Genomic DNA, 23141 nt, shown 5'->3' with positions numbered 1-23141 from the left:
TTGAATCCTAGATGATTATCCTACCGTGGGGCGACATGGATGTCGCAGATGAGCGGGGGTACAGGACGTACCCCTCGCCCAACGGAAGATTTTTGTCATCTCTGAAAAGTGAGGCATCGGCTACGCAAAGTGATTTAAACTTTTATTGTAAGGTGTGGCATTGCAAACTTTTTTATAATCAAACAATTTATTTCCCCATACAATTGATTTAATTAAAAATAGCGATTATAAAAAATTATATTTTTGTGTCAGAGTTTTTTGACAGGTTGACTATATATTACAGCTTTATTTTAACCCGAATTGACGGTTTCTAAATTAACGCCGAATGAATTTCATTCGGCGTTAATGACTGATTAAGAATATGATTTAGCGACTACATTTGAGCATCAGCACAAAAAACCAAATACAGCTGAGTGGAAAGCATAGCCACTAAAAAGCCCACACAAATTTTAATACACTCGTTTGACCTTCAGGGCGATTCTCAACATGAGTTTCTTTTAAATACTTTGCTTCAATTGACCAGTTTTTATCTTGATATTGTATTGCAGGACCAATTGCCAAAACTTGTCCACGCATCGCAATATTTTCACCCTGTTGCTTATCGGACTTGGTTTGCTTAAAAGCATAGCCTTCAACAGCCACTTTAACCTGATCAGTAAGTTTATATCCAAGACTATAATCACCAGCAAAATATTCCCCAGATTTGTATTGGGTATCATCATTTTCAGTATTAAAGCTATAAGAAATTTTAGTTGAAATATCTAAACCATTTTTTGGCGCATAGCTGTAAGCAAAAATCGGTCGAACAGTATTATAGTTTTTGCCAATATTGGCGACCAAAGGCTGTTGTGCTGTGGCCTTATCATACTTACCTGTGGCGAGTACTGTTTCTACCGCAGCAATCCAGTGGTGATCTCCTTGATGCCAACCTAACATTGACCCCAACATTAAATCACCTAAGGCTCTGTTATGATCTGACATCCCCGCCGCAGATAATCTGAGATCAACCATAGGCTGTATGGCATAGAAACCCAGTTGACCACCGAGATAGTTTTGTTCTGTCATCCAGACCAAACGGGGTATAAAGGCATTTACATCTAAATGAAAATTCGCTGGGCCATTATCAAAACTTCCAGCATGGTAATTTTGATAATAGCTTAATAGATACACGCCAGCAGGTGGTAGTGCGCCTGCCATTATACCTTCAGCACCGAGGGCAAATGAGTCAGCCCCATTTTCTGTGGCACAGGCAATGCTACTGGTTAAACCGAGCATCAATGGAACTGAAAGTTTGAACATCAATTGTTTCATAGAAAATCCTTTTCAATGATATTTTTATTGCAGGTAGCTGTAGTTAAACGGATTCAGTATCACTACATTTTTGACTAAGCGGCTACTCGACGACGATCAACCTCTGTAGAGGGGACTTGATCAGCGTCCTTTGACTGATATGAGTATTTGGCATGAGTATCTTGAGAGCGATCTGGAATCAGTGCAGATCACTCACGCTGGTGTTGCTATATTGGATAATTTAAGGGTTCAACCACTCAACTTTAGATGTGTCTAAAAAGTGCCGAACGTGATTGCCCATTTGCACCATCTGCCGCACTTAAAAAGCGTTCAGTATGGATGTCTTTTTCAAATAAACGGCTTTGCATCAAGGTGGAGATGGCGGCATCAATCATCGGTGGCGGGCCACATAAATATGCCTTGTGCCCACTGCATTTATTTTCAAAATAATTGGCAACCGCTTCATGTACATAACCTGTAAACCCTGTCCATTGGTCTTCTGGCTTAGGCGCATTTAAGGCAGGGATGTATCTGAAATTTGGATATTCTTTGACAAGCTGTTCGAATTTTTCACGGTTATATAATTCAGCAACATCTCGTGCACCTTGGAACAAATAAATGATACGGGTGTCAGCTTGTTCTAAAAGATCCATAATCATCGATTGAGGGCTTGAAAGTCCTGAACCACCTGCAATGAAAATGACATTTTGCTGATCAGACTTACGCACAAAAAATTGTCCATAAGGTCCTGAAAGCGCCATTTCTTCACCAACACTCAGTTCATCATGCACATAGCGTGTTGCAGCACCCCCTTGCACTTTACGAATATGTAATTCGATCAGATTTGCTTCGCTCGGTGTATTGGCGATTGAAAATGCCCGGGTTCCTTCAATATTAGGGAGTTGGATATTGATGTATTGGCCTGCTTGAAACTGCATTGGTCGATCAAGTTGAAGTCGGACACCTTTAATCGTTGGCGATAAATCCGTTATTTCAATAACCTTAGCTTGGTAGTCTTGGACTAAATAGCCTAAGAAATCCTCGTCTTCATCCACGTCCGCTTCGATGACCATGTCAGATTCGGGCTTGCAACAACAAGCCAACACTTTATTTTCTTCACGTTCAATGTCCATAAGTGCAAAAGGCGAGGCTTCACCTACATCATAAAAACCGTCTGTGACTTGAACTTTACATGTACCACAAGTGCCATGTCCGCAAGCAAAGGGCAACCAAACACCTTGACGCAATGCTGCATCTAAAATGGTTTGATCCTCTTCAACTTGAATGATGGTTCCTGCTGGTTCAATCGTGACTTGATAGCTCATCTGTGTTCTCCTTAAACATGTGTGCCTTGATAACCCGCTAAATCAGGTGTTACAAAGCGCAGGAGAGATTTATGATCAAAACCCAAATCTTCTAGGGACTTAGAAAAATCAGGATGTAAAAGATTGCGGTTTAAACGGAATTTGACTTTAGACCAATCAATATTTTTAAAATCAGGATGTTGCTCAAAACCTGCTTGAATTTGCCCATCAATCAAGGCTTGTAAACTTTGTTTTGGTGAAACCACAAAAGCATGTGCCGAACAAAATAGGGTGTGATGATCCCAACCAATAAACAACAGCATGTTTTCGCCGTAATTTTGTTGAAGGTCTAGTGGTTCAAATTGATATTTTTCAACAATCGCTTGTACAGTCATGGTGTATTTCCTTAAACTTTTGAGTAAATCCTTGAACCGATGCTGTCGAGTTAGACAACATCGATTGCTTATTTTTTAATTTTTGGATGAGGGTTTAAGCTGCGTTGCCTTTCCACTTTTTCCAGCGCTGTTGGTCAGGTGAACCTTCAATATCGAGATTGTCTGCACCGACATTAAAGTTGTAGTAATCCCTTAAAATACTTTCTAAATCTGGACCACCACAGTTGCCCTGCAAAATTTGATGTACAGGCAACCACGCTTGGATGTATTTCTCAGGTTCGCGTTCAAAAATGTCATGACAACCATCAGAGCAAGTGTGATAACGCTCATCTTTGTAAATTGAATCACGATAGCTAAATAGTGTTGGGTCACCATCCATTTCAGTAAAGGTCATTGGAATTTGGCACACTTGGCACAATTGAGGTAAACCCGCGCTATAGAAGCGTTTTCCTTCAGCTTCCATTTTTCGAGCAAGTTCCCAACGTGGACGATAGTATTTATCAAAAGTGTCGGGGTATTTTTCTGAGAGCCAATCCATTTCCTCATCTGTTGGGATCCACGTATGGAAGCCTGCTGCATGACCGAAGTTATAGAAAATCCACCATGCTTGATGCGAAACATGTTCTTTCTCTTTGCTAATCACTTCACTATATTTCGGCATACGAATCCCGTAGCGACTTAAGTCTTTAAACAAAGCGCCACCCGCTTCTTCAAAATAAGTTTCCCAAGCTTCTTTCCATGACATGACTTTATTTGGCAGCATGTAATCCATCATCATACCGACAATGGACAGCAGGCGAGTTCCTCGCCAGAACCATTTATCAATCCATTCTTGTACGATTGGCACATTATCTTCGTGCTGCTCCAGTAAGAATTTTACGATTTCCAGTCCTAACGTCATGTGGCGTGCTTCGTCTGATTGTGCACTAAAGCCAAATGTTACGGTCGCCATATCACCGTTGTAAGCTGCTCCCGACATGAATGGAACGAACAATAAGTTAGTGAGGACATATTCAAAGGCAAAGCTGATTGCCAATAAAAACTCAAAAGGTCCCGCTGAACGTGCATCTTCAAAGAATGATTTAGGTACAGACAAGTACCAGACACGGTCATGCATATGCGCCCAGTCTTGGAAGCCATCAAAGAACTTGTTGTAATGGCTCATGGCATGAATCTGGGTTTGTACATGACGTAATTCATCAATCGATTGCATTTGCGAGGCGATACGTGCACCGATGCCACTGAACTGACGCCCAACATGGGCATAGCCTTGGTACGCTTGATACTCAAGCGGGGTTACCGCGGTTAAAAACAGTTTAATCGCGTTGACATAACGTTCATTTGAAACATTCATTTGTCCATTGTTTTGTGCAAAAGCATCAAAAATGGCATATAGCTTCTTTTCTTTTTCTGCTTGGTATTTCCAATAGTTATCCATGGTTAAACGGAAAGGATCTTCCCATTTCGACCAGTCGGTAATTTTGATGCCTTCAAACTCTTCATACGGAAAGGCATCTTTACGATCTGCATAGGAAAAGTCCCAATCTAGATCACGGGTGAGTATCCGATATCGTTCTTTGGCATTGAGTTTTTTATTGTTTACTTTGGCTTGGCTATTCATTTTGATCATCCTTTAACTTACATGCAGCTGCCTGCTATTTATGCTTTAAATCTAGGGGAAGTGCAGCTTAGTTCCACTTCAAGGTAAAACTGTCATCATCTTCATCAACATTGCCACCCAAGGTAATCATGTTGAGTTGTAGTTCTTGGATATCCCAGTTTTGCCCAAGTTTTTCTGATACTGTTTCTGCACGTACCACCAGTTCGCCAGTGCTTTCTACCCGAATCATGGCGGGAAGATATTGAATTGTTGCTTCAGGATTGTCCTGTTCAATCGCTTCAATGATGTAGCGTGAGGTGTCATTGTCTTGCAATGCTAAATAAACTTTAGAGGTCATGATGGCAAATCCTTATGCTGCTAAATCGAGTAAAATGTTGCCGGCTTTTTTGCAACGTTCAGAGATCTTATTTAGACCGGAATCAATCCCAGAATCCGTGAGTGCGGTTTGTGCCCAAGCACTAAAGGCTTGTTTAACTTGGGGTAGTAATTCCGTGATCCATGATTGAATCAGGGTTTTATTGTCTTCAGATTCTAAAATCGCAGTTTTTAAAACACTGTCTGACCACTTCGCTAAATCAGTTAAACAGTCCTTCATAAATTCAGTAAGAATGGCAATATCACGCCCACCATTTTCAACCAGCCATTCATCCAGCTGTCCAAAAACCAGCTCTTGTAACATGCTGTCAATCAACAGATTTTGCAGAATATAAAGTTTGAACCAGTCTTGTTCGGTTAGACTTTGTTCACAAAGTTTACGTAAGGGTTGCCAAGTTTCATTATTTAGCCAAGCGTGTTTGGCTTGCAGTAAGGATTCACCTGTATTGCCATCGAGGATTAAGCCAATACGTGAAATATATTGCGCCATACCGAGGCGATCCATTGCTGCAAAAATACATGCCTGGGTGATGACTGTGCCATAACCATAGGCACTGCCTGACATCATATGTAAGTTGGCCGTTTGTTCGACATAGCGAAAAGGTAGTAAACACTGGATGATTTTTTGTTTTACTTCATCACTGAGATTATTGACCAACTGACGTTTTTCAAAAAAAGCATAATGACTTTCAGCTGTATCTTGCAGACGTGCACGATGTTGTACATAAGCGCCGTAATAAAACTGGCGAGGGTCTTTAAATGCATACCAATCTTGCATTTGCAAAGCCGTATGGGTTTTATCATTTAAGGTTTTGTCTGGCTTCCATAATGGGCGATAGTGAAAGTTTGTTGAAGCTTGAATATCAAAGCTGACTTCTTGATAGCGTGTTGCGGGCTTGGCTCCAAATCGGCGTTCGATATACGCATAAGTCTGACGAATCGGTTCCAAATTGGATGTTTTAATTTCTAAAGTCATTAGCTTCTCCTTGTAGAATTAAGCCTGATCTTCTTGATCAGAATGTTGGCGAACATGATTTAAAACAGTCGGTTCAATGCCATAACGCCATTTATCTTCCTGCGCATCGTTCCAAGCTTGTTGTTCTGCGGTCATTTCAATGACGTGATTAATTTCACAAAAATGCTGGAAAGCCTGTTGGGGGAGAATTAGTTCCACAAAAAGCGTCGGGTCTTGAATGGCAAAATCGAACTCTACAAATTTGGCATTCCGCTCACCTGTAATACGGATATATTTAACCAATGCGGTAGGTTGTTTAGCGTCAATCATGTGCTTATCCTTTTATCAACATCAAAAAGATTTCGATGTAGAGCTTCATGCTCATGTGCTAGGTTTGCTCTAGATATTTCAAAAGTCGTGCCAATATTAAAATTTAATTAAAATTCAAATGCTTAATATTTATTGATGATAATTTTATGAACAATGGCAGCATTATTTTCATCAAATAATGAACATAAAGAGATGCTGATTTCATCAAAAGATGAAACAGTGATTTTGATAGGTAAGGTCGAGTTAATGCTTATAAAAAACCAATAAAGACTTGATATCGATTAAAATTAAAACAATATACCTTAAAGGTATGAAAATATAAGAATAGGTAGTGAAGCTTTTGGATCAAAATTAGGTAATATCAAGATCGTATTTACAACGAAATATAGCCAAGGATGGATATATCATGCCCCCAGCCAAAGATGTGAAGGTATATAAAAAAATACTGGAACAGAACAAAGATATTCAAGATTTACTCGATAAAATCGTTTTTGATGCTCAACACGGACAAATCTGGTTTGATGAAAATCGGATGTTGTTGATGCATACCAGTATTCTGGGCTTTTTAAGAAAAGATCTTTATCAGATGTTGGGGCTTGAACGCACCAAACGCTTTTTTATTCGTTGTGGTTATCAAGCTGGCATGCGCGATGCAGAAGTAACCTCAAAACTACGACCAAATTTAAATGAAGCAGAAGCTTTTATGGCTGGACCGCAAATGCATGGCATCCGTGGCATGGTGCAGGTTGAAGTCAATGAACTGCATTTGAGCCATGATTTAAAACAATTTTATGCTGATTTTAATTGGCTTAATTCATTTGAAGCAGAAGTGCATTTAAGTGAATTTGGTGCTTCGGATCAACCTGCTTGCTGGATGTTATTGGGCTATGCCTGTGGCTATAGCAGCTTTGTCATGGGGCAGACCATTATCTATCAGGAAACACATTGCGTTGCTCAAGGTGATGAACATTGTCGAATCATTGGAAAGCCGTTGAGTGAATGGGAAAATGCCGATGAGTTGATTCGCTTTATGTCACCCGATGCTGTCTCGGACGAAATCATTGCCTTACAGGCGGAACTCAATCAATTAAAGAAAAATATTTATACCGATGCTGAAAGTGATTACACCATGTTTAATGCGGTAGGTGAGTCGGTTGCCTATCGCAAAGTCTGTGATCTACTTAAAAAAGCAGCAGGGAGTAAAGTCGCAGTTTTATTACAGGGTGAAACAGGCGTTGGCAAAGAAGCATTTGCACGTGGTATTCATAATGGCAGTCAGCGCCAAGCGCAGCCATTTGTGGCAGTGAATTGTGCTTGTATTCCTCCAGATTTGATTGAGTCAGAACTGTTTGGGGTGGAAAAAGGCGCATTTACTGGTGCGGTGCAATCCCGAATGGGAAAATTTGAACGTGCCGATGGCGGAACAATTTTTCTAGATGAAGTGGTCGAGCTTTCACCACGTGCGCAAGCTGCGTTATTACGTATGCTGCAAGAAGGTGAATTTGAACGGGTAGGAGATAGTCGCACCCGCCAAGTCGATGTCAGACTGGTTGCTGCGACCAACGAGGATTTAGAGCAAGCCGTTAAAGATGGTAAATTCCGTGCAGATTTATATTATCGCTTAAATATTTTTCCTGTGATTATTCCGCCTTTACGTCAGCGAAGAGAAGATATTCCCTTGCTGATTAATCATTTTTTAGCACGCTTTGAAAATATGTATAGCAAAACCCTAAAAGGGCTCAGTGATAAAGCGAAAAATTTTATGATGAAATATGATTGGCCTGGCAATATTCGTGAGCTGGAAAACTTGTTGGAAAGAGCCACATTACTGACCGATCATCAACAGGAAATTAAATTGGAAAGTTTGTTTCCACAACATAAAGATTTAGATGCAGTAGGTGAAACTGCACAATCGGCGATCAATGTAGAGGATTTATTTAGCGAGAATTTCTCTTTAGATCAACTTGAACAAAATATTATTCGTAGTGCAATGGATAAAAGCCAGCAGAATGTATCAGAAGCTGCACGTATGCTTGGAATTAGTCGGGCAACATTGGATTACCGTTTAAAGAAAATTACGCTAGGCTAAAATCGAATTTGCTCCCAATAACTATAGACCAATAGCCATAGAAATGTGCTTAGATTGCTTTTTGATCAGCATTTGGCCACTATGTGATCTGTCTATAGTTGTCAATTTAAAATAGATTAGCTGAATGTTTGTTTAAATGAAGTCGATTTTATACTTGGATGTTGATCTCATATTTTATTTAAATCGTCGGGCTTAAATAAAATACTAAAACAACTTCCCCCTAAAGCTTGTGACTTGGAATATTCAATGCGACCTTCATGCGCGATCATAATTGCATTGACAACAGATAGACCTAAACCACTACCACCATTCTTTTTGCCTCTGGATTCTTCAAGTCGATAAAATGCATCAAAAATAAAGGGAATATGCTGATCTGCGATACCGGGTCCTTGATCTTCAATGGTTAAAACCAATCCTTCTGATTTTTTTTGGGTGCTAATCCGTAAAATCCCTGCCTGTGCATAACGAATTTCATTTTCAAATAATGCAATTAAGATCTGTTCAAGCCGTTGTCGGTCAAAAAAGCAGGCTTGATCCGATAAATTGGTTTCAATGATTAATTTTGCTTGATCAAAACGGTCTTGAAGTAAGTTTACAGATTGTGTAATGACGTCAGATAGACAAACTGATTCTAGGTTAAGTCGAAGTTGTTGATTATCCGCCAGACTTAGGGTTCTTAGATCTTCGATTAAAAATGACAACTGCTCAACTTGATTGAGCAAATTTTTTAATAAGGCCTTATCGGGGGTAAATATATCGTCAAGCACGCCTTGTAAGCGACCTTGTAAGATAGTCACAGGAGTTCTTAATTCATGTGCAATTGCGGCATTCCAAATAGATGCATTGTTGACTGAGATTTCCAGTTTTTCCGCCATACGATTAAAATCATTGATCATCTTTGTGATTTCAGCGACAGAAGAGGGATTGTCCAATTGCGCTCTTACAGAAAGATTACCCAAACTAATTTCTCTTGCTGCAATGGCTAAAGAATTTAGCGGGGCGATAAAGCGTTGCGCTAATTTTAATCCTAAATAAACAGAGGTTAATGAACCGCATAAAGTCACCAGTAAAATCCAGATCAGATCAATCAAATTAAATGACCAATCTTCAGAATTTAACTGTTCAAGTGAGACCAATTTAAAGTCGATGGCGACAAAATAAGTTAAATAGCCAAAAATCAAGGAAAAACAAGTGGTCAATAAGCTCACTTTGGCCATGGTGATAATCAGCTGGCGGCTAATTCCAATGTTATTTTTCATCATTTTGCCTTAAACGATAGCCAACACCACGGACATTGATCAATAAGTCGGTTTGATGATGATCTTCCAGTTTTTTACGTAATTTACTGATATGACTGTCTACAGTACGCTCTAAGGCATCACCATCAGGCAAGCAATGGTTCATTAATTCTGATCGGGTAAAAACTTTGTAGGGTGCTTGCGACATCAACGCAAGGATTTTAAATTCCGTTAAGGTAAGGTTTAACAGTGCTTTCGAATGTTCTTTGATAATGTATACACAAAGTGTTTCTGTATTAATTTCAATTGATTTAAAGCTAATGATTTGGGCTTTCGTCTGAGATGACATCGCACTTCTTCTCAATACTGCTTCAACTCTGGCAATAATTTCATTTGGATTGAATGGTTTTACCACAAAGTCATCTGCACCGATTCTAAGTGCTGTGACTTTATCCACTTCTTGATCTAATGCGGTCAGCATAATCACAGGGGTTTGTTTGGATTGACGAATATGATTTAAAACTTCCCAACCATTTAAGATTGGCAATTTCACGTCAAGAATCACCAGATCAATCTGCTGCTGCGCATGTATTTCGATGGCTTGCTGTCCATTAAGTGCTCTAAGCACATTAAAGCCGTTTTTTTTCAGATAATGCTCCACAATATCACCGATATCATAATCATCTTCAACGACTAAAATTTGTTTACTGGCTGGATCAGACGCAAAAGAAATATTGCCCATTGCTGGATACTTTAAAATGGATATAGAACCATCATAATTTATTTTTAGTGGCTATATCCACACAATATCCACACTTTAGTGACGCTAAGTACACAAATATTGCCAATAATCGTCATATCTAGAACTCTGGGTGCAGATGATGCCTAAGCCTTATTTTTTTATTATTTTATTGTTTGTTTTAAGTGGGAGTGCGTTAACTGGATGTAATCGCTCAGGAAATACTGAAGCAGAACAAGCACAGCAGGTAGCGCCAGCCAAAGTCAGTATTTATACCGTTCAACAGCAAAATATTCATTTGATTGAAAATTTACCTGCACGTGTACAAGCCTTTCGAATTTCAGAAATTCGCCCACAAGTTGGTGGGATTATTGAAAAGGTGCTGTTTACCCAAGGCAGTGAAGTTAAGGCTGGACAACCCTTATTTAAAATCAATTCGGAAATGCTTCAAGCAGATGTCAATAGTAATCAGGCTTTATTGGCAAAAGCACAGGCCGAAGTGGTGCGTCTAAAAACGCAACAAGAGCGATATCAACAACTGCTTCCTTCCAATGCCATTAGTAAACAGGAATTTAATAATACGGAAGCTGCTTATCAACAGGCTTTGGCCGAAGTTGCTCAAACCAAGGCGGCATTGGCACGACAAAATTTAAACTTACGCTATGCGACTGTACGCGCCCCGATTTCAGGTCAAATTGGTAAGTTGCTGGTAACCGAAGGTGCATTGGTCAGCAGCAGCGATACCAATCCAATGGCTTTGGTGCATCAGTTAGATAAAGTCTATGTTGATGTTAAACAATCAATCTCTGAATATGAGCAATTGCAAGATCGTTTGAGTGATGGTTCGTTGTTACAACGTGGCGGTGCTGAGGTCAGCATATCCAATAGTCAGGGTAAATTATATCCAGTGACTGGAAAGATTTTATTCTCAGATACCAGCGTAGATCCTAATACGGGTGATGTCACCATCCGTGTTGAAGTAAATAACCCTCAACGGAAATTATTGCCCGGGATGTATGTCAGAGTTGGTTTAAACAGAGCATCACAACCCAATGCCTTACTTGTCCCAGAACAAGCCGTGCAAAGAGATATTTCAGGTCAAGCACAACTGATGATTGTAAAAGCAAATCAGACTGCAGAAACACGTCCAGTGAGTTTAGGACAGTTATACAAAGGTTTCTATGTGGTGAATAGTGGAATTAAAGCAGGTGAAAAAGTCATTGTTGAAGGACATGATCGAATTCAACAGCCAGAACAGCCTTTAAAAATAACCCAGTGGAAGTCGCAATACACAACCGATGTTGGGACTTTACAAACGCAAAATAAGGGCAGTGATCAAAGCACGGCAGGTCAGTCTTCTCCGAATACAGGAGAAAAATTATGATATCGCAGTTCTTTATTAAACGGCCAATCTTTGCTTGGGTGATTGCACTCTTTATTATTCTGTTTGGTGTCTTAAGTATTCCAAAGTTGCCGATTTCACGTTTTCCTTCAGTTGCACCACCTTCGATTAGCATCTATGCAACTTATCCCGGAGCAACACCAGAAACCTTGAATGATAGTGTTGTCACCTTGATTGAGAGAGAGTTATCGGGAGTAAAGAATTTACTTTATTACAGCGCCACCTCTGATGCCAGTGGTCAAGCGAGTATCACTGCCACATTTAAACCGGGGACTGATCCAGAGTTGGCTCAGGTGGATGTGCAAAATAAATTAAAGTCTATCGAACCGAGATTGCCACAATCTGTTAGACAGCAAGGCCTAATTGTTGAAGCGGCATCCTCTGGATTTCTGATGATGGTTGGAATCAACTCACCAAATGATCAATTTAAAGAAATTGATTTAAGTGATTATTTGGTTCGAAATGTGGTTGAAGAATTAAAACGAGTTGAAGGAGTCGGTCGTATCCAATCCTTTGGATCTGAAAAAGCCATGCGTATTTGGATAGATCCAAACAAACTGGTGTCTTATCAGTTGTCGATTAAAGATGTCACAAATGCCATTCAAGCACAAAATACGCCGATATCTCCGGGAAGTGTCGGGAGTTTGCCTGCGGTCCAAGGACAGATGATTACACTGCCATTAACGGCTGAAGGGCAGTTAAGTACAGTTGAAGAATTTCAAAATATTACTTTGCGTGCCAACCAGAGTGGCGCACAAGTCACACTGAAAGATGTTGCACGGGTGGAGCTTGGGGCGCAAACCTATAGTTTTTCTATTTTAGAAAATGGAAAGCCAGCAACCGCTTTGGCGATTCAAATGAGCCCAGGTGGTAATGCAGTCAAGACCTCTGAAGCGGTCAAAGCAAAAGTTGAGGAGCTGAGCAAGGTTTTACCAAAGGGAATGCAATATTCAATTCCTTATGATACTGCACCGTTTGTTAAGATTTCGATTGAAAAAGTAATCATGACTTTGCTAGAAGCAATGGTGTTAGTTTTCCTTGTTATGTATTTATTTTTACATAACATTCGTTACACCTTGATTCCTTCAATTGTTGCACCGATTGCACTTTTAGGTACATTTGCGGTGATGCTGATCAGTGGTTTTTCGGTCAATGTTTTAACCATGTTTGGTATGGTTTTAGCTATCGGTATTATTGTCGATGATGCGATTGTGGTGATTGAAAATGTGGAACGCATCATGGCAACGGAAGGCTTATCTCCTGTTGATGCCACCTCTAAAGCAATGCAAGAAATAACCAGTCCAATCATCGGGATAACCTTGGTACTGGTGGCGGTATTTTTACCGATGGCCTTTGCCAGTGGTTCGGTCGGGATTATCTATAGACAATTTACAGTGACGATGGCGGTATCCATTGCTTTCTCAGCATTTTTAGCACTGACTTTAACCCCTGCACTTTGTGCAACCTTGTTAAAACCGATTGAAGTAAATCATCAGAAAAAGGGCTTCTTTGCGTGGTTTGATCGCTTTTTTGACCGCGTCAATAAAAAGTATGAAGCAATTTTAGTCAAATTGTTGAAACACATTTTTACTGTGATGATTGTATTTTTTGTCCTGACAGGTTTCTTATTATTTGCATTTAAATCGATCCCAACCGCTTTTTTACCTGAAGAAGACCAAGGCTCATTTATTACCTCATTTCAATTGCCTGCAGATGCCAGTCAAGAGCGTACATTGACCATTGTAAAATCGTTTGAGGAACATTTAAAAAGCAGAGAAAGTATTAAAGAAAATGTCTCTGTACTCGGGTTTGGCTTTAGTGGTTCTGGCAATAACACTGCCATAGCCTTTACAAATTTAAAAGATTTCAAAGACAGAAATACCTCCGCTGCAGATGAGGTTAACGCTGTAAATGCGGCCATGGCAGAAAGTGCAGAAGGTACGATTATGTCTGTTTTACCGCCTGCAATTGAAGAAATGGGAACAACTTCGGGCTTTACTTTACGTTTACAAGATCGCGGTAACCTTGGAATGCAAGCTTTGAATGAGGCACAAGCGCAGTTGATCAGTCTTGCAGCAACCAGTAAAAAACTGGCTTATGTTTATCCAGAGGGTTTACCACCAGGTAGTAATGTCGATTTAAAAATTGATCGCAATAAGGCAGAAGCTTTAGGTGTGAATTTTGCTGATGTGACAGATACCATTTCATCTTCAATGGGCTCAATGTATGTCAATGATTTTCCAAATCAAGGACGAATGCAGCAAGTGATTGTTCAAGTTGATGCCGATTCACGGATGAAAGTCACTGATATTTTAAATTTGAATGTGGTTAACAAGACTGGAGCACTGGTTAAACTGTCTGAGATTGTAACACCTGTGTGGACACAGTCTCCGCAGCAATACAATCGCTATAATGGACGACCATCATTGAGTATTGCAGGGGCAGGCGCAGAAGGGATTTCTTCAGGGGAAGTGATGAAGGAAATAGAGCGACTGATTGAGCAATTACCACAAGGCATTGGTTATGAGTGGACCGGGCAATCCTTGGAGGAAATACAGTCAGAAGCGCAAACCAATTTCTTATTGGCATTGTCAATGTTAGTGGTCTTCCTCGTCCTTGCTGCACTCTATGAAAGCTGGTCGATTCCATTGTCGGTGATGCTGGTTGTACCTTTAGGTATGATTGGTGCAGTGGTTGCAGTATGGATTCGAGGGATTCCCAATGATATTTTCTTTAAAGTGGGTTTAATTACCATCATTGGATTATCTGCAAAAAATGCCATTTTGATTGTTGAATTTGCCAAAATGCTCAAAGAAGAGGGAATGACTTTGATCGAAGCCACTGTTGCAGCTGCTAAACTTCGTTTAAGACCGATCTTGATGACATCCTTGGCTTTTACCGCTGGCGTGATTCCATTGGTGATTGCTACAGGTGCAAGTTCTGAAACTCAGCATGCGATTGGTACAGGGGTTTTTGGTGGTATGGTCAGTGCGACGATACTTGCAATCTTTTTTGTCCCAGTATTTTTTGTGTTTATTCTCAGCGCAGTTGAGAAATTACGTGGTAAAGTTTTATCTGTAGGAAAACTGCCTTAAGCGCTCTGCGTTAAGCTTGTAGTTTTGTGTTTTGTAGAGGATGAAGTATTTGTCCTCTACAATATTTCTAAGCCATCCATTGCATTTATGATATGCATTTATTTAGATGACCTAATTTTTCTTCCTATTATTTTTATCTCTTATAGTTTTTTTTAGATATACGGTTCAGTTGTTTTAACTGCATTATTTATATAAGTTTATTTTTTTCATTTAAATAAATACGTTCAGTGGCCCACTGTTTTATCGTCAAATTGCCTCTTCTAAACCATTCTTATTTACATTTAATTACATTTCTCATTAGGCATTTTTGCCTTCTCATTCGTCTATATAGATAAAGGCAGTGTTTTTTAATTCACAGCAATTGATCTGATAGACGAAGCAGGAAGGACTCATGAACAGTACAACGCAATACAATAGATTGAGCAGACAAGAAAAGCATAGGGTCTTATTCAGCACTCAGCAAATGCGCTACATTTATTTGCGCTGTATCTAAGTCTATGTCTGCTGTAATTCTCGCTTCAAATGATAAGCAAAAATACTCTACGCTTTGTGGGGTAGTGATCAGTCATATATTGTTGTTATGGTATTTGTCTTATTTAAAAACAGATGTTCGTATTGAATCACATTCAGTTGAAAATGCGATTCAAATTCGTTTTATCAGCTTGAACAAAACCGATGTTGTACAACAGAGCAGTACCAAGCTGCAGAAGGCATCAGAGCAAGCTGCAACGCAATCAAAAGCACAGCCTCAATCTACAGTAGCAACAGCGGTACAACATCAACAACAGGTAAAAGTGATACACAGTACTGAGTCAAAAAAGTTGAAGATGGATCAAACAACACAACAGACAACAAAAGCACAAGAAAAAAAACCAACCGATCAACAGACGGAAAGTAAATCTGAATCAAATCGTCAGTCAACGCAAACATTCACGGAAACGAAATCATCTACGAATAGTGAACAGACTGTTACAGGTCAGTCAAATGAGATAGCCAAACGTGCAGGCGGTGAAGCAGGCAAAGACAATAAAAAAGAACAAAACGCTGCCTCTACTTCTCAACCACAGCAACCGCTTCCCGTGAGTCGGGTCGATGTACTCAGCTTTGGCAAGCTTAATTACGATGATCGCGAATTGCAAAACCAGCAGCGCTTGTTGGTTCTCACCATCAAAATCAATCCACAAGGGCAGCCGATAGATGTCAGAGTAAAGCAAAGCTCAGGCATGAGTAGTTTGGACGAAAGAGCTATACAAGCTGCACAAAAAGCAAAATTTAAACCACATATTGTCAATGGTGAAGCATTGGCAATCGTGGTGGATTTTCCCATTCAGCTTAAGCTTGGTCGTAATCGCTGATTGGATCATTAAACAATGAAAAGGTTTATTTAGGAGTTTTTATGAACGCATCAACAGAAAAAGTGATCAGCAGTAGTTTAATGCAACGCTTGAAACAAGAAACACTGGCAGAGCATGAACGTATGGAAATCTTGATGCAGCAATCAGGCGCGTTTGAGAGTAAAGAAAATTATGCGCAATTCACCCTGTCGCAATATTATTTTCAGAAAGATGTTGAACATCTTTATCAAGATTCACAGGTTGAACAATTGATTCCCGATTTAGATGTGCGTGGGCGTTCCGATGCAGCTTTACAAGACTTGGCTGATTTAGGTTTAACGCCTCAGCAGCAGGGTATTGCAACCGATGAAATTAGTTTTCCACAATCTTTGGGCTGGATTTATGTTTCAGAAGGTTCAACCTTAGGCGCAGCATTTTTACTCAAAGAGGCTCAGGCTAGATTTGGCTTTAATGCTGATTTTGCTGCACGTAACTTAGCAGCATATCCAGAGGGGCGTGGTTTAGTGTGGAAGCGTTTCAAGCAAACCCTAGATGATGCAAATTTTAGTTTAGAGGAACAGCAATTGATTATTGAGGGGGCTATGCAAGGCTTTCATCGTTTTGGTGAACTTTTAGCACAATTAAAAACACTGAAATAAATAATTGATGATGGATAAAGGAAATCAAGCAATGAAGCAAACGGGGTCAGAGACCAATCTAAATACCAGTATTTCTATGTCGGAGCCGAGACTTGCGAAGTCATGGTTGGTTCGCTGGATCTGTATTGCACTGGCGGGGTTATGTCTGGTCTTAGGGACGATCGGTTTGGTGGTTCCTGGTTTGCCTACGTTTGATTTTTATTTTTTGGCAACGTTGTTTGCTGCAAAGGGTTCGCAACGAATGCATCAGTGGATTGTTAATAATAAAGTCATTGCTCCGATTTTACAGCAATGGCAACTCAAACGAACTTTGCCCGTAAAAGTAAAACTATTTTCTTTGGCCAGTATGAGTGTGGCTGCTGGCATTTTAATTTGGACTGTGCCTCATCCATGGGCAGTAGGGACCATTGTTTTGATGATGGTTTGTGTGCAATTGTGGATGTGGTTAAAAGCATAAATGAGGATAATCTCAGGATGGAAATCTTTGAATATTATAAAAATACTGAAGAACTTAAACGCTTGCTGTTGCAAGCAAACTTAAAAGTAACCACAACACGATTAACTGTACTGAATATTTTAAGAAATGCACAACGAGAGCTGACAGCAGCCGAAATTTTGTATAGTCCAGATTTAAAAGTGAAAAAATTATCTTTTGCTGGTGTCTATCAAACCCTGAAACAGCTTGTTAAAGCAGGATTGTTGGTTAAATTTAAGCTGGGCAGTGAACAAGCATTATATTCATTCAAGGGAAGTCAAACCAATATGAGAATATATTGTAAAAAGTGTAGTCAGTTGCAACAAATTAATGATGAGGCTTTAGAGCAGCAAATTCGAGGACTTATTTTAGAACATGGTGCAAGTTCATATCATCTGGTTATAGAAAAACCCTCTTGTCCTTATTGTAGTCATTAAAACAACATGTCAAAGGGGAAGATTATTTTATGATTAAAATATCCATAAAATTAAATAATAAATCGGAATTTACACTGAATGATAACCAAGATATTGAGGTTCAATGTGTATTAACGATTGATAATTTAGCTTTATTTTTTAAGTATATTAAATGATCAAATAGAACATAAGGATGTACATAAACTAAAAAATAATCATATATACGGGGATTTTCTCTCAGGGTGTCTTGACTTTTAAATGATAATTATTATCATTTAAAAGACCATCAAAGAGTTGATCCTATTGTGAACAAAAATCCTGCATTTGTAGATCAATTGTACCGTAACCACCAATCTTGGTTGCATCAATGGCTTAGAAAAAAAGTAGGCAATAGTGAGCAAGCCGCAGATTTGGTACAAGATACCTTTATTAAAATTCTGCAAACGCGTGATGAACTTTTTGGAGTAATAGAACCTCGTGCATATCTGGTGACTATTGCCAGAAATTTAATGATTGATCAGGTGCGTCGTAAGCGCATAGAGCAAGCCTATCTGAATGAATTAAGTCAGATGGAGTATATGCTGGATACAATTCCTTCACCAGAAGATCAGCTTCAAGTTGTTCAAGCGATTGACCAGATTTGTCAGGCTTTGATACGCGTCTCTGAAAAAGCACAACAAGCTTTTGTGCTCCATTATTTTGAAGGTTTAACCCATAAAGAAATTGCAGAAATCATTGGTGTTTCAACCAAGATGATTCAAAAATATCTAGCAACTTGCCTTGTGCAATGCTACGCACTGAAACAAGAGAAGGATTTGTTTGAGTAAATGATTGAAGAAGAGAAGAGTAAGCAAAAATTAATCGAAGAAGCAGCGGAATGGATTGTGCTGCTGAGTAGCGATGATGATTTACTCAAAAGAACAGCGCAATCAGATTTTGATGCTTGGAAAAGCAAGAGTCCACAACGCCAAAAAATTGCTCAAGATATCGAGCAATATATTACTTCGATTCAAAAATTGGTACAGAATCCACAACAACAGAAAATGACCCAATCTGTCTTAAAAACAGGTTTACATAGTGCCCGTAAGCAAAAAAATATGCGCTATGGTGGAATTTTAACGGTGATATTGTGTTGTGTAGGGGGTATTTATAGTTATTTTATTTATCATCCAGTGTCATATATAACCGCTGATATTAAAAATCATGCGGGAGAATGGGCAACCCAAACTTTAGCAGATGGTTCGCAACTTAAACTCAGTGGTCAGAGTGCGGTTAATCTAGACTTCTCAGCAAATCAGCGTGTTGTGGAGTTGGTTCAAGGGGAAATATTTGTAGATGTGGCCAAAGACAAAACCCGTCCTTTTATTGTCAAAACCCAACATGGTCAAATTGAAGCATTGGGAACTGCATTTAGTGTTCAATATCAGCCAGATGCGACTGGGCTTAAAATGCTACATTCCAAAGTGAAAGTGCAGTCCTCGAAGCAAGACGAAGATCAAACCAAAGCATCTTCTGTGATTGTGACAGCAGGGCAAGAAGTCATACTTGATCGAAATGGTATACAACCTATACATACTTTTAATTTATACAATGAACAGCAGAAATGGAATCAACGGCATTTGATTGTTGAAAATATGTCTTTGTCAAAAGTGCTAAATGAGTTGAATCGAAATAGTAAAGAAAAAATTATATTTAACGCTACCAAGTTAGAGCAAATTAAGGTCAATGCTGTATTGCCTTTAGATCATACCGAAAGTGCCTTGCAACTATTAAGCAGTGTGTTCCCTCAGTTAAATGTCTATCAAATCACCCCATATTTCACAGTTGTGACTTTGCAATAAACAGCATGATTTAAGCACTTGGTTTGAATCATGTTGTTTAGCTTTAAATTAGACCTAAAATTTTAGGATAAAATTCATATCGTTTTTAAAAATGATTGATAAATATGACAAATAATAATTTTGTGAAAATAAAAGATAGATAATTTAAATTTATTTTGAATAAACGGTTCCACTTTTTCATTTCTTGTACGTCATAGTAAGTAGAAGCAAATATTAGGAATACATTTAATTTAATATATTGAATGATTCTTATTTACATTTACTGGGGCGTAAAATGAGTGAAGCTGTTTGCGGTCAAAAGCATCCAAAATATTCTTTCAAAGTGACATCATTGGCATTGGCGATTCATCTCGTTTGTGTTGGTGTGGCAACAACATTCGCGACACAAAGCACTTATGCGCTCAGTACAGAAACGCAGTCATATCATATTCCAGCGGGTTCACTTGCCAGTGTTTTAAATACCTTTGCTGAGCAAGCGGGTACCTCGATTGCAATTGATGCAAATCAGCTCAAAGGTAAACGTAGTCTAGGTTTAAGCGGGCAGTATAATTTAGAAAACGGCTTTCAACATATTTTAGCAGCAACCGAGTTTACTGTGGTGAAAGTTGGAAATGGCTATATATTGAGGCATGTGGATAAAGCTGAAATTAGACCCATACCAGTACAATCTCAGTCTATGACATCAGATCAAGAAAATGTCGTACAACTTAGCCCAATGACTGTTTTTGGCACAGTCAGTCGCGATACAAAAGGGCAGAATGATGTTTATGATCAAGATATTTCTAGCGTCTATGCCAGCAAAGAGCAAATAGAACGATATAAAGGTGCTCAGCCAGCAGACTTATTTAAGGGAATGGTCGGAGTATACAGTGGTGATGCCCGAAATAGTGGTGCTTTAGATCCAAGTATCCGTGGTGTTCAAGGACCGGGCCGCGTTCCTGTCCTTATTGATGGCACAGAACAGGCACTCACTGTATGGCGTGGCTATAACGGTGCAAACAATCGTAGCTATATTGACCCTAATTTAATTGGTGGGCTACAAGTGATTAAAGGGCCTTCCATCACACGCAATGTAAATACAGGTGTCGGTGGCGCTGTCGTTATTCATACTCTAGCTGTAGATGATGTTTTAAAAGAGGGCAAAAATTTTGGTGGGGAAATAAAAATAGAGACCAGCAGCAATGCGGTGAAACCTCGAGAACCGCAATTACTCACCGGTCAAAGCATTTACGATAATCCAAATTATCCAGCTACAGGAACGGACTGGCAAGGCAATCCAGTTTTCGAGCCTTATTATGATCCATCCTTATTTAAATTAGCACGACAAAATAAAGAAAATAATATTTATTCAGGCGATGATGTTGCAACACGTATTGCTTTGGCAGGACGTAGTGATAATTTTGAAGTTTTGGCTGCTTATGCTTATCGTAATAAAGGCAATCATTTTGCAGGGAAAAATGGCAGTGATTTTTATGATAAACCTGCCACAGGACGATTTAATTACATTCCATACCTTGCCAAAGTTTACCCAGGAGGTACAGAAGTTCCCAATACATCCCTTGAAACAGAATCTTATTTGTTAAAAGCGGCGTGGAAACCTACAGATGAACAGCGTTTAGAGTTCGGTTATCGGGACAGTTCAATCATCAATGGAGAAATTTTACCTTCACGAATTGCTTGGGGTGAAGTCGTCAAAAATAAAGCAGGGGTACCACAATGGCCTTTAAGTGATATCGACTCCAAAGCCTATAATATGGAATACAAATATCAACCTCAAAATAATAATTTAGTCGATTTCTACGGCAATATTTGGCGAACAGATACCAAGAGTCATACCTATAGTTCAGGTGGATTTCCCAATGATACCAATACAAACTTAGGTGTTTTTGTGAACAGTGCTACTGCAAACTCAGACAACACCCGCCAAGGAGTGACCTTGAGTAATAAGTTTAAATTGCTGTCTAATCTGGGCTTAACAGTAGGGGGAAGTTTTCAAAAAGAAAAACTCAGTTCAGATGATATTTATAAAGATCCGAATATTAACGGAACAAATTTGGGCTATAGGATGCTACCGCGAGCAGGCAAACGAGAAGAGAAAGAGTTTAATTTTAACTTTGACTACCAACCTATCTCATGGCTGAATTTAAGTGCAGGTGCAAGATATCAAAATTATTGGGCATTTGATGATTTTCTCAATGAACGAGTCAATGCGGGTGATCCTCAATTCAGCCTGATTAAAAAAGCCACAGCATTAAACATGACTTATTATACAAAAAGAGCAAATATGACCCCTGCACGAGAACAACAATTAAGAGAAATGTTTGATGCAGAAGCTTTGGCTCAGGGGTGGACGGAAGAATATAAGCAACAGGAATTAAAAAGAAGTCTATACGCTAAACAGAATACGATCGAATATAAAAAGGATAGTCGTGGAAAATTAACCATTGCCAATAATCCATTTTTAAATGGTACTTTGGTGGAGGGTAGGGATTATGGATATTATACGGATGGCACTCCAAGTGGTTATGAAGATATTGATTTAACCAAAACAGGTGTGCAAAAAAGCAAAGATCATGGTTGGACACCGACAGCTTCAGCAACGGTAAACTTTAGCCCCAATAGTAGAATGTATTTGCGCTATAGCGAAGCGTATAGAATGCCAAGTATGTTTGAAAGTACGCTCGGGTTTTCTGGAACCTTAAGTGGTTATAAGTTAGAACCAGAGCATGCATCGAATTATGAACTTGCCTACGTTCATAATTTATCAGAGTTATTTAAAAACAGCAGCTATGCAGATATTAAATTGGCTTATTACTATAACAAAACCAAGAATGCGATTGAGCGTAGTCCAACTTTAGCATTTAGTAATATCGATAGTCTTACTACAGAAGGCTTGGAACTGCAAATTCGTTTTGACAATGGGCGTTTCTTTACTGACTTAAGTGCCAATTATCGTTTTAAGAATAAAGTGTGTGATGAAAATTCAGCAATGCTTTTAGGAGCGAATCACCAGTTTTTATTAAATCGTTGTGTAGATGATGGATTTGTAGGGGGATATTTGGTCAGTATGGCAACCCCAAAATATTCAGTAAATTTGACACTCGGTGGGCGATTCTTTGATCAAAAACTCGAAGTCGGAACGCGTGCAAGTTATCACCATAAGTATGAAAATCCTGAAACGAAAAACTATAACGATTTAGAGATGAGTTATTACGCGAATACGCCTTTGGCATGGAATTCAATGACCATTTTAGATGCTTATATTAATTATCGGTTGAAACAAGACACCTTATTTGAATTGGTGGGGACTAATCTCACTGATGAATTCTATATTGATCCATTAACTCGTTCGGCAATTGCAGCACCAGGTCGAACATTTAAGCTAAGCATTAGCCATAAGTTTTAAAGGAATTTATAGGTAATGAACTGAATTTATTGTCACTTAGTGGGCAATAAATGTGTGGTAAGAATAAGACTTGTACTCCTTGATTTTACACTTGAATTGAAAAATTAAAATCAGTGCAGCACATGTTTTATTTTAAATGATAATCATTAAGTTTTTTATTTTTATTCTTAATGATAA

The 23141-nt window shown here is 39.0% G+C and carries 19 protein-coding genes; 10 read left to right on the top strand and 9 right to left on the bottom strand.

Annotated features, from left to right (window positions below):
* Positions 1-429: 429 nt before the first annotated feature.
* The 7 genes from AC2G3J_RS12100 to AC2G3J_RS12070 all read right to left on the bottom strand — a co-directional run bounded on the left by AC2G3J_RS12100 (position 430) and on the right by AC2G3J_RS12070 (position 6270).
* Positions 430-1311 carry a SphA family protein gene (locus AC2G3J_RS12100; RefSeq protein ID WP_483770031.1) on the bottom strand — a complete coding sequence of 294 codons (882 nt, stop codon included), beginning with the start codon at positions 1309-1311 and terminating at the stop codon, positions 430-432.
* Between the two features lie 242 nt (positions 1312-1553).
* Positions 1554-2615, bottom strand: coding sequence for an NADH:ubiquinone reductase (Na(+)-transporting) subunit F (locus tag AC2G3J_RS12095; RefSeq protein WP_483770030.1), 1062 nt, complete (start codon positions 2613-2615; stop codon positions 1554-1556).
* 11 nt (positions 2616-2626) lie between these two features.
* Entirely contained in the window at positions 2627-2989 is a 363-nt protein-coding gene (locus AC2G3J_RS12090) for a phenol hydroxylase subunit P4 (protein WP_483770029.1), read from the bottom strand.
* Positions 2990-3083: 94 nt separating this feature from the next.
* Complete coding sequence (locus AC2G3J_RS12085) at positions 3084-4610, bottom strand: aromatic/alkene/methane monooxygenase hydroxylase/oxygenase subunit alpha (RefSeq protein ID WP_004820631.1); 1527 nt, start codon at positions 4608-4610, stop codon at positions 3084-3086.
* Between the two features lie 67 nt (positions 4611-4677).
* Entirely contained in the window at positions 4678-4947 is a 270-nt protein-coding gene (locus AC2G3J_RS12080) for an MmoB/DmpM family protein (protein ID WP_004721361.1), read from the bottom strand.
* Between the two features lie 12 nt (positions 4948-4959).
* Positions 4960-5961: an aromatic/alkene monooxygenase hydroxylase subunit beta gene (locus tag AC2G3J_RS12075; RefSeq protein ID WP_483770028.1), complete on the bottom strand. Its 1002-nt coding sequence runs from the start codon at positions 5959-5961 to the stop codon at positions 4960-4962.
* 18 nt (positions 5962-5979) lie between these two features.
* The gene (locus AC2G3J_RS12070) at positions 5980-6270 is read right to left on the bottom strand and encodes a phenol hydroxylase subunit (protein ID WP_336954770.1); all 291 of its coding nucleotides are present in this window, start codon (positions 6268-6270) and stop codon (positions 5980-5982) included.
* Between the two features lie 406 nt (positions 6271-6676).
* Between AC2G3J_RS12070 and mobR the strand changes: the two genes are divergently transcribed.
* The gene (mobR, locus tag AC2G3J_RS12065; protein WP_336954769.1) at positions 6677-8359 is read left to right on the top strand and encodes a phenol degradation transcriptional regulator MobR; all 1683 of its coding nucleotides are present in this window, start codon (positions 6677-6679) and stop codon (positions 8357-8359) included.
* Between the two features lie 167 nt (positions 8360-8526).
* Here the strand turns inward: mobR and adeS are convergent, their stop codons facing one another.
* Both adeS and adeR read right to left on the bottom strand, forming a co-directional pair.
* Positions 8527-9618 (bottom strand): two-component sensor histidine kinase AdeS, encoded by a 1092-nt coding sequence (adeS, locus tag AC2G3J_RS12060; RefSeq protein WP_483770027.1) that lies wholly within the window; start codon positions 9616-9618, stop codon positions 8527-8529.
* Entirely contained in the window at positions 9608-10339 is a 732-nt protein-coding gene (adeR, locus tag AC2G3J_RS12055) for an efflux system response regulator transcription factor AdeR (RefSeq protein WP_483770026.1), read from the bottom strand. The genes adeS and adeR overlap by 11 nt, the downstream gene beginning before the upstream one ends.
* A 136-nt stretch (positions 10340-10475) precedes the next feature.
* On the opposite strand from adeR, the gene AC2G3J_RS12050 reads away from it, so the two are divergent.
* From AC2G3J_RS12050 to AC2G3J_RS12010, 9 genes are all read left to right on the top strand, one after another.
* Positions 10476-11720, top strand: coding sequence for an efflux RND transporter periplasmic adaptor subunit (locus AC2G3J_RS12050; protein WP_483770025.1), 1245 nt, complete (start codon positions 10476-10478; stop codon positions 11718-11720).
* A complete protein-coding gene (locus AC2G3J_RS12045; RefSeq protein ID WP_483770024.1) occupies positions 11717-14833 on the top strand; it encodes a multidrug efflux RND transporter permease subunit in 3117 nt (1038 codons plus the stop codon). Before AC2G3J_RS12050 ends, AC2G3J_RS12045 begins: the two co-directional genes overlap by 4 nt.
* Positions 14834-15330: 497 nt before the next feature.
* Positions 15331-16188 (top strand): energy transducer TonB, encoded by an 858-nt coding sequence (locus AC2G3J_RS12040; RefSeq protein ID WP_419328271.1) that lies wholly within the window; start codon positions 15331-15333, stop codon positions 16186-16188.
* A 41-nt stretch (positions 16189-16229) separates the two neighbouring features.
* Entirely contained in the window at positions 16230-16826 is a 597-nt protein-coding gene (locus AC2G3J_RS12035; protein ID WP_004721344.1) for a biliverdin-producing heme oxygenase, read from the top strand.
* A 31-nt stretch (positions 16827-16857) separates the two neighbouring features.
* Positions 16858-17283 (top strand): YbaN family protein, encoded by a 426-nt coding sequence (locus tag AC2G3J_RS12030; protein ID WP_004721341.1) that lies wholly within the window; start codon positions 16858-16860, stop codon positions 17281-17283.
* Positions 17284-17300: 17 nt separating this feature from the next.
* Entirely contained in the window at positions 17301-17738 is a 438-nt protein-coding gene (locus tag AC2G3J_RS12025; protein WP_004820653.1) for a Fur family transcriptional regulator, read from the top strand.
* Positions 17739-18022: 284 nt separating this feature from the next.
* Entirely contained in the window at positions 18023-18544 is a 522-nt protein-coding gene (locus tag AC2G3J_RS12020; RefSeq protein WP_419361224.1) for a sigma-70 family RNA polymerase sigma factor, read from the top strand.
* Positions 18545-19558: a FecR family protein gene (locus AC2G3J_RS12015; protein ID WP_419361221.1), complete on the top strand. Its 1014-nt coding sequence runs from the start codon at positions 18545-18547 to the stop codon at positions 19556-19558.
* Positions 19559-19832: 274 nt separating this feature from the next.
* Positions 19833-22964 carry a TonB-dependent receptor gene (locus AC2G3J_RS12010; RefSeq protein ID WP_483770023.1) on the top strand — a complete coding sequence of 1044 codons (3132 nt, stop codon included), beginning with the start codon at positions 19833-19835 and terminating at the stop codon, positions 22962-22964.
* Positions 22965-23141 lie beyond the last annotated feature (177 nt).

This window comes from Acinetobacter legionensis (assembly GCF_057165765.1).
The sequence above is the reverse complement of the archived record's forward strand: the minus strand, read 5'-3'. Positions and strand labels throughout refer to the sequence as shown.

Excerpts from the sequence above, each read along its gene's own strand:
- adeR (WP_483770026.1), bottom strand. The coding sequence starts at position 10,339 with ATGGGCAATATTTCTTTTGCGTCTGATCCAGCCAGTAAACAAATTTTA.
- AC2G3J_RS12080 (WP_004721361.1), bottom strand. The coding sequence starts at position 4,947 with ATGACCTCTAAAGTTTATTTAGCATTGCAAGACAATGACACCTCACGC.
- AC2G3J_RS12040 (WP_419328271.1), top strand. The coding sequence starts at position 15,331 with ATGTCTGCTGTAATTCTCGCTTCAAATGATAAGCAAAAATACTCTACG.
- AC2G3J_RS12035 (WP_004721344.1), top strand. The coding sequence starts at position 16,230 with ATGAACGCATCAACAGAAAAAGTGATCAGCAGTAGTTTAATGCAACGC.
- AC2G3J_RS12070 (WP_336954770.1), bottom strand. The coding sequence starts at position 6,270 with ATGATTGACGCTAAACAACCTACCGCATTGGTTAAATATATCCGTATT.
- AC2G3J_RS12075 (WP_483770028.1), bottom strand. The coding sequence starts at position 5,961 with ATGACTTTAGAAATTAAAACATCCAATTTGGAACCGATTCGTCAGACT.
- AC2G3J_RS12050 (WP_483770025.1), top strand. The coding sequence starts at position 10,476 with ATGATGCCTAAGCCTTATTTTTTTATTATTTTATTGTTTGTTTTAAGT.
- AC2G3J_RS12010 (WP_483770023.1), top strand. The coding sequence starts at position 19,833 with ATGAGTGAAGCTGTTTGCGGTCAAAAGCATCCAAAATATTCTTTCAAA.
- AC2G3J_RS12045 (WP_483770024.1), top strand. The coding sequence starts at position 11,717 with ATGATATCGCAGTTCTTTATTAAACGGCCAATCTTTGCTTGGGTGATT.
- AC2G3J_RS12025 (WP_004820653.1), top strand. The coding sequence starts at position 17,301 with ATGGAAATCTTTGAATATTATAAAAATACTGAAGAACTTAAACGCTTG.
- AC2G3J_RS12085 (WP_004820631.1), bottom strand. The coding sequence starts at position 4,610 with ATGAATAGCCAAGCCAAAGTAAACAATAAAAAACTCAATGCCAAAGAA.
- AC2G3J_RS12095 (WP_483770030.1), bottom strand. The coding sequence starts at position 2,615 with ATGAGCTATCAAGTCACGATTGAACCAGCAGGAACCATCATTCAAGTT.
- adeS (WP_483770027.1), bottom strand. The coding sequence starts at position 9,618 with ATGAAAAATAACATTGGAATTAGCCGCCAGCTGATTATCACCATGGCC.
- AC2G3J_RS12015 (WP_419361221.1), top strand. The coding sequence starts at position 18,545 with ATGATTGAAGAAGAGAAGAGTAAGCAAAAATTAATCGAAGAAGCAGCG.
- AC2G3J_RS12090 (WP_483770029.1), bottom strand. The coding sequence starts at position 2,989 with ATGACTGTACAAGCGATTGTTGAAAAATATCAATTTGAACCACTAGAC.
- AC2G3J_RS12100 (WP_483770031.1), bottom strand. The coding sequence starts at position 1,311 with ATGAAACAATTGATGTTCAAACTTTCAGTTCCATTGATGCTCGGTTTA.
- mobR (WP_336954769.1), top strand. The coding sequence starts at position 6,677 with ATGCCCCCAGCCAAAGATGTGAAGGTATATAAAAAAATACTGGAACAG.
- AC2G3J_RS12030 (WP_004721341.1), top strand. The coding sequence starts at position 16,858 with ATGAAGCAAACGGGGTCAGAGACCAATCTAAATACCAGTATTTCTATG.